Origin of the sequence: Aeromonas allosaccharophila (genome assembly GCF_016026615.1) — a bacterium.
In the GTDB taxonomy this organism is placed as follows: domain Bacteria; phylum Pseudomonadota; class Gammaproteobacteria; order Enterobacterales; family Aeromonadaceae; genus Aeromonas; species Aeromonas allosaccharophila.
Genome location: NZ_CP065745.1, coordinates 279,045 through 292,304 on the forward strand (window position 1 = coordinate 279,045; position 13,260 = coordinate 292,304).

Below are 13,260 nucleotides of genomic sequence, written 5' to 3' on the forward strand. Positions count from 1 at the left end.
GTGAAAATATTATTAATTGGTAATACAATGTGGTCATTCTATAACTTCAGAGTGGATTTGATTAAAAACATTATTGGTCTGGGGCATCAGGTTTACATTTTGGCGCCAATGGATAGTTCTGTCAATAATCTAAAAAATATACCTGGGTGCAAGTTGTTAGATATAAATATTTCAAGAAAAGGAATAAATCCAATCTACGAAATATTACTTCTTTTTAAAATTTATTCAAAAATAAAAGAGGTTAAACCAGACCTTATCTTCAACTATACTATAAAGCCAATAATTTATGGCTCAATTGCTTCATGGTTAGCTGGGGTTAAAAATATAGCTGTTACAACTGGCTTAGGTTATATAGCTATAAATAAAAATTTAGTATCAACAATATCTCGTTATTTATATAAATTATCATTGATTTTTTCAAATGAAGTTTGGTTCTTGAATGATGATGATCAGAGCTATTTTATTTCATTAAGGCTGGTAGATAATAATAAAGCTCGAATCCTCCCAGGTGAGGGCATTGATGTTGATTATTTTTCGAACCATCATTTTAAACCATTTTTTAGTGAGAGTTTTTCATTTCTTTTGATTGCCAGAATGCTTTCAGATAAAGGTATTTTTGAATTTGTTGAAGCAGGAAGACGAATTAAAAATTGTTTTCCAGGGTGTAAATTCATATTGATGGGAGATATTGATACTGGTAATCCTAATTCGATAAAGAAAGAACAACTGGAGGCATGGAAAAAAGAAGGGGTGATTGATTATTTACCATTTGAGCATGACGTTAGACCGTTCATAAATAAAGCAAACTGTGTTGTATTACCATCATATAGAGAGGGGATTCCTCGGACCTTACTTGAAGCTTCAGCTATGTCGAAAGTAGTGATTGCATCAAATGTCCCAGGGTGTAAGGATGTCGTGATAAATGGGGAAACCGGCTTCCTTTGTGAACCAAAAAATGTAGATAGTTTAGTCGATACATGTACCTATGTGCTTGGATTGAAGCCTTCTGAATTATTGTTGATCGGACGTAATGGAAGAAACTATGTAACCAACAAGTACGCAAATGAGATAGTTTTTGATTTTTATAAAAAAGTCATAATGAAATATAAAGTGTAAAGTGACGGTAATAGCATGAATTCAAACATATTATTTTTCTTTATTTTTATTGGCGTGGCATCATTTATATTCTCTCTTTTGTTTAGCAAGCTAGCACATATATTTGGCTTGGTTGATAAACCCACACAGAGAAAACAGCACATAGGTAATGTCCCGTTAGTCGGTGGTTTATCAATATATACATCAGTGATGCTAGCCCTTTGGTGGAAACAAGAGTTATTAGTGCACTCTGATATTTATGTACTATGCGCTTCAATACTTGTTATGATCGGTGTGATTGATGATAAGTATGACGTTGATTATAGAATAAGATTAATCGTTCAAATAATTGTTTCTTGTCTCATGATTTTTGGTGCTGGTCTTTCATTGAAAAGTCTTGGATATATACTCTTTGGTTCGGAATTGGTTTTAGGGCCTCTTGGGTATATTGTTACTATACTTGCTGTTTTAGGAGCAATAAACGCGTTTAACATGGTTGATGGTATCGATGGTTTATTGGGGGCATTATCACTAGTCGCATTTTCAGGGCTTTTTTATATACACTATGAAGACGAACAGTTTAATATCGCATGGTTCTGTTTGCTTTTCATTATAGTTACCTTGCCGTATTTACTATTAAATCTTGGTGTTATACTAAAAGACAAATGCAAAATATTTATGGGTGATGCAGGAAGTATGCTGCTTGGCTTCACAATAGTATGGATATTATTGCAGGGCACACAAGGTGCCACTTCTCAGATGAAACCGGTAACGGCCTTATGGTTGATTGCCATTCCTCTTATTGACATGATTTCGACAATGACAAGGAGAATAAAAAAGAAGCAATCTCCATTTAAAGCTGATAGGGAACATTTGCATCATATTTGTTTGAGAGCTGGATTTTCATCACGAAAATCTTTAGCCTTAATCTCTTTTATGGCCGCATCCCTCGCCATTCTTGGTATATTTATGGAGTATAGTGGCATGTCAGATTTTATGGTTATGATAATTTTTTTGTTTGTTTCATTGTTGTATTATGTAATGTTGAGCTACATATGGAAAATTATTTCTTGGTTGAGAAATAATTAATGGCTAAGATATTTATGTTATTAAATTACCTTCAATTTAGCTTCAAGATTCGCAACCTAAAATTCATTTTTAGGGGTGATGCCGAGCTCAATGTCAATGCTGTATAGTGGTCCATTAAATTCGGGTACTTGGTTAGGTTGAGCCTCGGATGTCTCGGATGTGACTGGCAGTATCCCGTCATTGTGTTGACATGGGTTCCAGCCCTTGGATTTTCTGCTGTTTCGGAGTCAGTGCTGTGCTTTTTGGTGTTGTGCCACTGGGTTAGGATTGAAGCTACTGAGTCCGGTGATAAAGTATGGCTTCATAAATGACTTGCTTTGGTGACAGAATATCCTTGAATGGAGAAGCAAGCATGACGGCCCTAGCTGTGTATAAGCGATGTAACCTCGTCATTGAACTCCTCTGGTCATGCTGGTGAATGTACCTCGTACAATGGTGTTTGGGATGATTAGACTAGTGCAAACCAGACCACTACATGATGAATCACAACTATGACTTTAAGACGAATTATGATTGGTTTAAGTGTATTTTATTGGGTGTTGGGTATGCACTTTTTTATGCACAACCCAGGTGGTGCCGGGCTGTATCTGCCCTTTAATGCATGGGGATGGTTTTTTGCTAGCCTAGCTATAGGGTTGGGGTTGTGGCAAGTGACGTTACGCCAGCGTCTGGTCTTTTCTTCATTGCAAGCTGGTTTATGGATAGGGGCACTCTTGCTGCTGCTTCCCATGCTCTATCCTGGGTTTGCACTCAAGGATTATGCCATTCCCAGATTACTGGGGCTTTTTGCTGGTTTGCTGTTTTTGTTTGGGCTCTATCAATGGCGCTTTGATAAGTTGCAGCGTGATCGCTTGCTCTATCTGATCCTGATTGCGATCGCGATCGAAGCTGTTCTGGGGTTGGTGCAGTTCTATCTGCTGACGCCAGGTAACTGGATTGGCTATGACACCAAAGCCAATCGCCCTTACGGGATCTTTCAACAGTCAAACGTGATGGCGACGTTTATGGCGACCGGTATTGCCCTTGCCATCTGGCTGGAACTGCGTAGAGAGGGTGGTCGCTTGCTGATGGTACTGCGCTATGGCGTCATTCTATCTGCATCACTGTTACTGGTGGTTTTACAATCCCGAGTGGGGCAATTAGGCGGCCTGTTAGCCCTGTTTTTATTGATGCCTCAGCTTTATCGACAACGGTTGCTATGGCGGATATTGGGTCTGGTTATCCTGGCTGTTGCCATCGGCCTGTTATCACAATATTGGATGGCTGGAGCAAAGCGTGGGCTGGAGATCTATCAGTCTGGTGGAATGCGGTCTATTTATTGGCCCTATGCTGCAAAACTGATTGCGCAGGCTCCCTGGAGTGGTTGGGGATACGGCAGTTTTGAATCTGTTTTTCTCCATCACTACATGGCTGATAAAATGCTGAATCCTTCGATGGTGCAGATTGAGTACAATCTCGACCACCCTCACAACGAGTTTCTCTATTGGGCTGTTGAGGGGGGCATTGCACCCATGGTAGGTATGGTGATCATGGGAGGCGCATTATTATGGCGTCTGGCGAGTGTGCGTTGGGTTAATGCCATGGGGCTGCTTGCCCTGGTTACCCCGATATTGCTCCACACCCAAACGGAATATCCTCTCTACCATGCAATCGTGTTGTGGTGGTTGTTGCTGACGCTGATTTATATCATCGATACCGAAATTGAAGAGACCAACCTGGCGAGTTATGGTCGCTCATCATGGTGGGATATGGAGTGCCGCCCTTGGTTGTTACTGCGATTTATGGCGATTGCTATTCCGCTGCTGGTTGTCCCCTTTATGCTCACGGCCATTCATACCGCGTGGGTAGTCACCAAGTATGAACGGGGTGGGTATAAAGAGCCGACCTTGCTACTTGATATTATTAACCCCATGGCTTGGTTGACCCGAGTTGAGTTTGATGTGAACTCGGTTCGTCTGATGGTGGGTCTGCAGACAAACAACAAGAGCGAACTGGAAGCTTATCTGGAGTGGGGGCAGGCATTCGTACGCCATACACCACGTGCCAACATCTGCGCCAATATGGTGATCGCGCTTAACGCATTGGGTCGTACAGAGGAAGCCAATGCGATGCGGGCAGAAGCACTTAAGCTCTATCCAACCGAGCCCCTTTTAACTGGAGCGGTTTCACAGGCAGTGATTACTAGTGTTGATCAATCAGGAAAGAATATAACCAAAAATAAATAGTGCTATTTGGCTACGTAGAAAGCCAGCCCATTAACAATGGCTGGCTTTTTATAGTCTATCTTCTGAATTGCTAAATAGCTGTTCCGAATAGTAGATCACTGGAGGAAGTGTAGTGGTCTAATCATCCCGGACACCATTTTAGGTGGTACAGTCGCCACCATGACCTGAGGTGTTCAATGACAAGATTACGTCGCTCATTTACTGCCGAATTCAAACTCGAAGCCGCATCCCTGGTGCTCGACCAGGGATATTCTGTCCCCGAAGCAAGCCGTTCACTAGATGTCGGTGAAACCGTGCTTCGCCGCTGGGTTCAGCAACTGCAATCCGAACGAACCGGCACCACGCCTATCAGCAAAGCACTGACTCCTGAGCAGCAGAAAATCCAGGAGCTGGAAGCCCGCATCCATCGGCTCGAGCGCGAAAAGGACATTCTAAAAAAGGCTACGGCTCTCTTGATGACGGACGAGTTCACACGTACGCGCTGATAGACCAATTAAGAGAGTAAGCCCCCATCACCCTGGTCTGCTGCGCTTTCGATGTTCCCACGTCCTGTTTTTACGACTATCTGGCTCGCAAGCGGACGATTAACCGTGAGCGGATACAGCAACGCAGCGAGTTGCGCCGGTTGTTCAAAGAGAGCCGAGGCTCTGCAGGCAGCCGCGCCTTGATGTCGATGATGCTGGAGTTGGGGTATCAGATTGGTCGATTCAAAGTACGTAACCTGATGAAGGAAGCCGGGCTGGCATCCAAACAGCCGGGCGCACACCATTATAAGGTGGCACAGTCTGAACGACCGGACATTCCCAATCTGCTGGCCCGCGAATTTGATGTCCCGCAACCCAATCAGGTGTGGTGTGGCGATATCACTTACGTCTGGGCCGGTGGTCGTTGGCATGTAACTGTTCACCCAGATGGCATTGACAGGAAAAAGTGAGACGATCATCCCTTGATCCACTGTTGCCCCTTGCCTGATCCCGCCAGCTTGGCACCATCACGTCATGAGCAAACCCATTACGCCACCACCCGGCCTGCCGCTGACCCTCGAGCAAGCCAACGAGCTGATTTACAAGCTGATGGCGCGCATCGCCGAGCTTGAAGACCGCCTCAACCAAAACAGCAATAACTCCTCCAAGCCCCCCTCCACTGATGGCTCGGGGACCCCGCCTGCGCGCAAGCGCCCCGCTTCCGGCAAGGCTCGTGGTGCCCAGCCTGGCCACAAGGGGCAGCGGCGTGAACGTCATCCTGAGGACGACCGACTGACGGCAATACCACACTATCCTGCCCGGCAGTGCGCCTGCTGTGGTGAGCAGGTGGTGTCCCATGACAAGCCCTACCGGGTTCATCAGGTGTTTGACCTGCCCGAGGTCAGCTATGTGGTGACAGAGCATCAGCTGTATCGGGGCACCTGCCGTGGGTGCGTCACCACCAGTGAAGCAGCCCTGCCCGATACGGTGAGCCACAGCCAGATGGGGGCTAATCTGCTGAGCTATATCGCTTTGCAGAGTGGTCAGTTCCACCAGAGCATCAGCAAGATACAGCAGCAGCTCAAGCAGCACTTCGGTTTGAGCTTTAGCCGAGGCGCCATCAGTGAAGCGCAAGGCCGGGTCAGCGCCATGCTCACCCCGACCCACCAAGCCATCAAACAGCAAGTGCAGTCTGCCGCCATCATCCATGCCGATGAAACCCGGCACCAGCGGGGCGGTGAGCGACGCTGGATGTGGCTGGCCCTGAGCAAGGTCGCGGTCTGCTTCATGACGGCGTTTGGCCGCGGTCAGGAGGCAGCGAAGCGGTTGCTGGGCAGTGAGCTTGATGGGGTGCTGGTGACCGACCAGTATGCGGGATACCGCTTCATCGACAGCGCCCAGCGCCAACTGTGCTGGGCGCATGTGCTGCGCAACGTGGCGGCGATTGCCGAGAGTAGCGACGCCGTCAACCAGCCTATCGGAGCCCGGCTGGTACTGCTGGCTGACACGGTGTTCAGAACCCGGCATGGCTATGAACAAGGCTGCTTAAGCCGGGAGCAGTACCAGCGAAGGTTGCAGCGATGTCGGCAAAGCTGGCGAAGGCAGCTGGAGCGGGGCAGTGTACTGTGTTCCAAGCGCTACCGTGGGCGCTGCCAGTTACTGCTCAAGGACGATGAGATGCTATGGCGTTTTATGGAAAACGACGAGATAGCGCTGACCAACAATGAAGCGGAGCGGGCGCTGCGTGGCTATGTGCTGTGGCGCAAGGGAAGCTATGGCGTCTGGTCGCATCGAGGCGAGCAGTTCAGGCAGCGTATCCTATCGTTGGTGGAGACGGCCAAGCGATTGGGCCGCTGCCCGCAGGAGTGGCTGAGGGCAGTTGTCAGGTCCTGCATCGAGAAAACCGACTACCCGTTCCCGGAGGAGTTGGTGCTGTCAACACCGTCCCGGTGAACGGTTACGTTGGCATTACCTGGCCGCAGTGCTCGACCTGCATGCCCGGCGGGTTGTGGGGTGGGCGATGTCAGATAAAGCAGATGCCGAGCTGGCCATCAAAGCACTTGAGATGGCCTATCAGCAACGGGGTTGCCCATCTGGCGTGCTGTTTCACTCTGACCAGGGCAGCCAATACGGCAGCCGGGCATTTCGGCAACGACTGTGGCGTTATCGAATGACCCAGAGCATGAGTCGCCGTGGTAATTGCTGGGATAACGCACCGATGGAGCGATTGTTCAGAAGCCTGAAGTCAGAGTGGCTCCCGGCAACGGGGTACATGGGTCTGCGGGAAGCAAAGCGGGATATCAGTTATTACCTGATGGATTACTACAACTGGCGGCGTCCACATCAACACAATGACGGGATACCGCCAGCAAAAGCCGAGGATCGGCCTAACCAAGTGTCCGGATTTAGTTGACCACTACATCTAGGCTTGTTCATTGCTAAACGGATAGGAACAGGCTTGTCATATGATGTTGAGCGTATGGTAGAGATGTGCGATCAAGGTTTATATAGCGGATCTCAGCGTTAGTCTATTGGATACTGAACTGGAAATTAATGAGTCTTGAAATACCGACTTTTCTTGAACACAAGACGGTAATCGCCTCACTACCCAAATGATCGGCATTCGAGCTTGTTTGTTATTGATAGTGACCGGCATTCGATCTTGCTGGTGAAAATTAAGAAAAAAGAATGCTAATATAGAAAAACTGTATGTTGTCGGGAATTGTCCATGCTATTCTGAAACGGTATCCCTGTAACCGACTTTTTTGTGAGGAAATAATGAACGAGTTTCTGAAAGTTCTGCTGAACATTCGCAGTCTGCGTGCCGCTATTCGTGAGCTGCCGTTTGAGCAACTGCTGGAAGCTAAAGAGAAGTTTGACCTGGTTTACCAAGAGCGCGCCGATTCTGTTGAACAGGAGCGTGCTGAACAGGAAGAGCGTCAGCGCAAGCTGAATGAATTCACCGAAATGCTGCAGCAGGCTGGTATTGATCCTCGCGAGCTGCTGGCTACTGCCGCTGCTCCGGCTGCTGCGACTGGCGCTGCCAAGAGCAAGCGCGCTCCGCGTCCGGCTAAATACAAGTACGAAGAAGATGGCCAGGAAAAAACCTGGACCGGTCAAGGCCGTATGCCGAAAGCCATTGCTGCTCAAGTCGCTCTGGGTAAAGACCTGAACGATTTCCTGATCTAATTCGTCAGGTTCAGAGATTGAATAATGCCGCCCTTGGGCGGCATTATTTTTTCCGTTTTACTCGTGGTTATCCTATCCGACCCTTTGCCCCACAGTTATCAACATCCTCGCTTGTATCCTTTTTACTGCGTTTCACCTCACTGTTACTTTTCTCAATATCACGCGTTGTTTGCGATTAATTTTGCCCTGCGGCTCACCAGCGCGATATCGCTATTTGTATAGGTCGTGCAGATACGTGTTTCGGAAATGCCTCTCACGATTCACGGGGCACCGTTCGGCAAGAGAAACTCCTCTGCTGATGGAATATCCGGTAACCGTTATCTCCGCAGGGTGCTTTTCGTATCAAGAGTGCTGTAAGGGATGGCTAGGATATTCAGGGCGATCGACGTACGGAATTGGCTGAGTTGCCATGACAGTCCCTTGATGATGGGCAATGGAGTTCGGCTGCAGTGTGGGAGAGGGAATTCGGTACGGTCTATGGGGGTAGCATTCCCCACCCTGCTGGCCAGAGTGGGGAATAGCTGGGTGAACCATTATCGGGGCGTCATGCTATCGCTGCCACCCAGGGCGCGATAGATTTTGGCGGTGGTGGTGAGCTGCTCTTTTTGCTGGACCAGCAGGCTCTGCTGGGCATCCCACAACCGGTTCTGCTCATCAAGCCAGGCCTGCACACCGGTTGCCCCCGCCTGGAAGCGAGCCTTGGCCAGCCGCTCGGCCTCTTGGGCATAACTCAGTTGTTCCTGCAGATAATCGAGTCGCTGCTGGCCATAGTGGCGGGCGGCCAGATTGTCCTCCACTTCTACCAGTGCGGTGTAGAGCTGTTTGCGAAACTCGGTTTCGGCAATCTGGTAATCCAGCTCTGAGCTTTCGATGGCGAGCTGGGTGCGGTTGTATTCAAGGAAGGGGAGGGCGAGGCTGGCTCCCAGCGTACCGACCGGATTTTGCAGCACCTGCGCCAGTCGATCGGATGCGGTGCTGGCACTGCCGGTCAGGGTCAGGCTGGGATAGAAGCTGGTACGGATCTCGTCTCCTTTTGCCAGCGTCTTGCGCAGCCGCAATTCGGCCGCTTTGACATCGGGGCGGCGAGCCAGCACATCGGCCGGGATACCCACCGCAAGTTCAGGAATGGTCTGCTTTGCAAGGGAAGCGGGTGCATACTCCAGTGGCCCGCTGCTGCGGCCCAGCAGCAGACGCAAGGCATTGCGGGCCTGCTCCTGCAGCGCCTTGAGGGAGGCCAGCTCAGCCTGTTTGCCTGCCAGTTGCTGGCGTGCCTGCGCCAGATCGAGCCGGGTGATGGCGCCTGCCTGGTATTTGGTCAGGGTCAGTTGCTCGGTTCGTGTCAGGTTGGCCAGCTGCTGTTCTCCGAGCGAGATGGCAGAGCCGAGATAGCCGAGCTGCCAATACTGCTCCAGGGTATTGCCGATCAGCAGCAGTCGGGTACTGGCGAGATCCTGCTCGCTCGCAGCCGCTTCCCAGCTTGCCTGATCCCGTACCGAGGCGAGCTTGCCCCATAAATCCACTTCGTAACTGAGGCTCAGCGAGGGGCCAAGGCTGTTGGTGGCCTTGCCACTTTTCAGATCCTTGTTGCCAGTTGCGCCTATAGAGCCATTGACCGAGGGGGTGAGGTTGGTATCGGCCAGCTCGGTGCCCAGTCGGGCGCTTTTGAGCTTGAGGGCCGCCACACGCATGTCGGGGTTGGCGGCCAGTACCGCATCGACCAGCTTGTCGAGCCGGGGATCATGAAATTCCCGCCACCATGGGCCTGCCTGCGCAGCCAGTTGGGCGCCCTCTGCTTGTTGCCATGTGGGGGCAATCGCCAGCTCGGGTCTTTGATAGGTGCTGTGCTGACTACAGCCGCTGAGGGCCATGCAGAGAGCCAGCCAGGAGAGTTTGTGCATTGTTATTCCCTCGCCAGTGCGACAACAGGGTCGAGCCGCGCCGCATTGCGTGCCGGCAGGTAACCAAACAGGATCCCGATGAGTGACGAGCAGCCAAAGGCCATCAGGATGGAGAAGAGCGAGAACTGCATCTTGATGGAGTCCACCAGCAGTGAAAAGATCGCGCCAATGCCTAGCGAGAGGCCGACGCCGAAGATCCCCCCCAGCAGGCTGACCATCACAGCCTCAATCAGGAATTGCTGCAGAATATCCGACTGGCGGGCGCCCACGGCTATGCGAATGCCGATCTCGCGGGTGCGCTCGACCACTGACACCAGCATGATGTTCATCACGCCCACCCCGCCGACGATCAGCGAGATCACCGCGATGGCCGAGACCATCAGGGTCATGGTGGCGGTGGTTTTTTCCACCGATTTGATGATGCTGTCGCTGCTGAAGGTGAAGAAATCCTTCACCCCGTGGCGCTTGGTGATCAGCTCGATCACCGCCTGTTCGGCCAGTGCCGGTTGTACCCCGTCTTTGACCCGGATGGTGATCTGGCTGAAGTGGTGTTGCGAGATGAGGCGACTCATCACCGCGCTGTAGGGGAGCCAGATATTGACCGACTGGCTGGTGGGGCCGAAGCCGGTCTCCTGCGAAACCACACCGACAATCCGCACCGGCAAGGTGCCGACCAGTACCACCTTGCCGACCGGATCCTCCTGGCCAAGCAGGCTGGTGATGCTCTTCTTGTCCACCACGGCAACGGCGGCACGTTGCTGGATATCTTGCCACTCCAGTAAGCGACCACTGACCAGCGTCATCCCCTTTACCTTGAAATAGTCGTTGCCGACCCCTGTCACGTTGCCGCTGTTGGTCTTGTTGCGATAGCGCAACTGGCCTGAGTTGCCGATCTCGGGGCTGGCGCCTGCAAGATAGGGTTGCCCCAACAGGGCATCGAGATCCCCCTTGTTGAGGGTCTGGATGCTGGCCATCTTCTCATCGCCCCATCCCTTGCCCGGGAAGATTTCGATGGTGTTGGTGCCCATCGCATTGATCTGGTCGATCACCTTGGCGCGCGCCCCTTGCCCCAGCGCCACCACGCTCACTACGGCAGCGATGCCGATGATGATGCCGAGCATGGTGAGGAAGGTGCGCATCCGGTGGGCGAGCATGGCATGCATCGCCATCCGTCCCGCTTCCCGATAACGATCCCAATCGTGGCCCATGGCACCTTTAGTAGTGGGCACTATTTTTTGAGGGTCTACGACGGTGGTTGGGGCCAGCGTGGCCGTTTGGCGTGGGCCGCTATCTTGCTCAATTCGACCATCCTTGAGAGTGATGATCCGGTCGGCATGGCTGGCCACGTTCATATCGTGGGTGACCAGAATGATGGTATGGCCCTGAGCGTGCAGCTCCTTGAGGATCGCCATCACCTCCTTGCCGCTCTGGCTATCCAGTGCGCCGGTCGGTTCATCGGCGAGGATCACTTCGCCGCCATTGGCCAGCGCCCGGGCGATACTGACCCGCTGCTGCTGACCGCCGGAGAGTTGGCCCGGTGTATGGTGGCTGCGATCGGCCAGCCCCAGTCTGCCCAGCAGCTGACGCGCACGCGCCTGGCGATCCGAGCGGCTGGTGCCGGCATAGACGGCGGGGATCTCCACGTTGGCGGCGGCATCGAGATGGGGCAGCAGGTGGTAGCGCTGAAAGATAAAACCGAAGTGGTGGCAGCGCAGTCTGGCCAACGCCAACGCATCCATGGTGGCGGTGTCCTGACCGCGAAACAGGTACTGGCCGCCGCTCGGGCTATCGAGACAACCCAGCAGGTTCATCAGGGTCGACTTGCCAGAGCCGGACGCGCCGACAATGGCGATCATCTCTCCTGCCGTGATGGTGAGGTCAAGAGGGTGGAGCACGGTGACTTCGCTGTCGCCGCTCTGGTAGCGTCGCTCGACCCCTTTCAGCTGGATCAACGGCAGCTGGTTCAGGGGCTCACTCATAGCATCACCGCCATCTCATCATTGGCGGCGGGGGTACCGTGATTGAGCTGCACCTCCTCCTTCTCGGCCAGCCCGCTGATCACCTCAATACGGATCTCGTCCTTCATGCCGGTCTTGATATGGCGGGTTTCGGTTGTTTCATCGTCCTTGACCACGGTGACTTCATACTCGTTATCACCCAGCGACTTGCCGAGGGCAGTTTGCGGCACAGTGAGCACCTGCTTGCGCTCGCCGAGCACTATGGTCACCTGGGTGGTCATTGCAACCCGCAAGGTATGCTCGGGATTGGGCACATCGAACAGGGCGTAGTAGTAGACGGCCGCATTGCTGGTGGTGGTGCCGGTGGTGGCCTGCTCGTTGATGTTGGTAGGCGCTAACTCCACGGCGCGAAGCGTGCCCTGATAGCGGGTATCCGGATCGCCGATCAGGGTGAAGTAGACCGGCATACCGGCTTTTACCTTGGTGACATCGGCTTCGGAGATCTGCGCCTTGACCGTCATGGTCTCTAGGTTGGCCAGCTTGAGCACGGTCGGCACCGTCTGGCTGGCAGCCAGGGTCTGGCCCTGACGGGTCACAATGCTGATGACGGTGCCATCCATCGGCGCCAGGATCTTGGTGTAGCCCAGCTCGGTTCTGGCCCGATCAACCTTGATCAGGGCGCTGTCGATATTGGCCTGACTGTTTTGCAGTTCGGCGCGGGTGACCGCCAGCAGTGCCTCGGCGCTCTCCAGATCGGCCCGGGAGCTTGCCTCCTGTTTGAACATCTGCTGTTGGCGCCGCCAGGCGAGCTCGTTCTGCTTCAGCTGCGCCTGCTTGATCTTGAGCTGGGCGCGGTTGCTGGCGAGCTCCGCCTCGGCCGTCTTGAGATTGTTCTGGGCAATCAGGGGATCGATCTCGGCCAGCAGGTCTCCCTGTTTGACCTGATCACCGGCCTCGACGGCCAGCTTGGTAACTTGACCGGAGACCTGGGCCCCCACATCCACCTGCTCAACAGCCTGCAGCACGCCACTGGCCAGTACGGTCTGGGCAATATCCTCGCGGGTCACCTGAGCGGTCAACATCGCCTTGGGTGGTTGACTGGGCCAGAGCAGCCAGCCGAGGAGCACCACGGCGATCAGCATGGTGATAGCCAGGGTTCTCTGCTTGGGGGTTATGTTCATCGATCACCTGAATGGAAACGGGAAGGTTGTGCGCGGCGATTATCCTGCAGCAAAGCCCTGATAAATAACAGCCGCAAATATGTAAGCAAAGTTATGGCGTTAACTGTCAATAAGCAGCGGAAGGAACACGCGCGAGAGCGGAGGGGTGAGCATGATGGTCA

Annotated in this window: 8 protein-coding genes and 2 pseudogenes; 7 read left to right on the plus strand and 3 right to left on the minus strand. The window is 52.4% G+C overall.

Annotated elements, in window-relative coordinates:
• The 7 genes and pseudogenes from I6G90_RS01225 (at position 1) to I6G90_RS01255 (ending at position 8,062) form a co-directional block, all read left to right on the plus strand.
• Positions 1 to 1,116 (plus strand): glycosyltransferase family 4 protein, encoded by a 1,116-nt coding sequence (locus I6G90_RS01225; protein WP_197929365.1) that lies wholly within the window; start codon positions 1 to 3, stop codon positions 1,114 to 1,116.
• A 15-nt stretch (positions 1,117 to 1,131) separates the two neighbouring features.
• Positions 1,132 to 2,184: a UDP-N-acetylglucosamine--undecaprenyl-phosphate N-acetylglucosaminephosphotransferase gene (gene wecA / locus I6G90_RS01230; protein ID WP_197929366.1), complete on the plus strand. Its 1,053-nt coding sequence runs from the start codon at positions 1,132 to 1,134 to the stop codon at positions 2,182 to 2,184.
• 491 nt (positions 2,185 to 2,675) lie between these two features.
• Positions 2,676 to 4,409 carry a PglL family O-oligosaccharyltransferase gene (locus tag I6G90_RS01235; RefSeq protein ID WP_197929367.1) on the plus strand — a complete coding sequence of 578 codons (1,734 nt, stop codon included), beginning with the start codon at positions 2,676 to 2,678 and terminating at the stop codon, positions 4,407 to 4,409.
• A gap of 176 nt (positions 4,410 to 4,585) precedes the next feature.
• A pseudogene (locus I6G90_RS01240) lies at positions 4,586 to 5,304 on the plus strand (IS3 family transposase); the annotation flags it as partial.
• Positions 5,305 to 5,407: 103 nt separating this feature from the next.
• Positions 5,408 to 6,826, plus strand: coding sequence for an IS66-like element ISAs21 family transposase (locus I6G90_RS01245; RefSeq protein ID WP_004576012.1), 1,419 nt, complete (start codon positions 5,408 to 5,410; stop codon positions 6,824 to 6,826).
• Positions 6,827 to 6,833: 7 nt separating this feature from the next.
• Positions 6,834 to 7,286, plus strand: a pseudogene (locus I6G90_RS01250) (IS3 family transposase); the annotation flags it as partial.
• 365 nt (positions 7,287 to 7,651) lie between these two features.
• Entirely contained in the window at positions 7,652 to 8,062 is a 411-nt protein-coding gene (locus tag I6G90_RS01255) for an H-NS family histone-like protein (RefSeq protein ID WP_005344269.1), read from the plus strand.
• Between the two features lie 533 nt (positions 8,063 to 8,595).
• On the opposite strand, the gene I6G90_RS01260 is transcribed toward I6G90_RS01255, so the two are convergent.
• Genes I6G90_RS01260 through macA form a run of 3 tightly spaced genes read right to left on the minus strand, consistent with a single transcriptional unit; the run spans position 8,596 to position 13,099 of the window.
• The gene (locus I6G90_RS01260; RefSeq protein WP_197929368.1) at positions 8,596 to 9,960 is read right to left on the minus strand and encodes an efflux transporter outer membrane subunit; all 1,365 of its coding nucleotides are present in this window, start codon (positions 9,958 to 9,960) and stop codon (positions 8,596 to 8,598) included.
• Positions 9,961 to 9,962: 2 nt separating this feature from the next.
• Entirely contained in the window at positions 9,963 to 11,939 is a 1,977-nt protein-coding gene (locus tag I6G90_RS01265) for a MacB family efflux pump subunit (protein ID WP_197929369.1), read from the minus strand.
• On the minus strand, positions 11,936 to 13,099 hold the full coding sequence (macA, locus tag I6G90_RS01270; protein WP_197929370.1) for a macrolide transporter subunit MacA: 1,164 nt from the start codon (positions 13,097 to 13,099) through the stop codon (positions 11,936 to 11,938). Before macA ends, I6G90_RS01265 begins: the two co-directional genes overlap by 4 nt.
• Between the last annotated feature and the right edge of the window lie 161 nt (positions 13,100 to 13,260).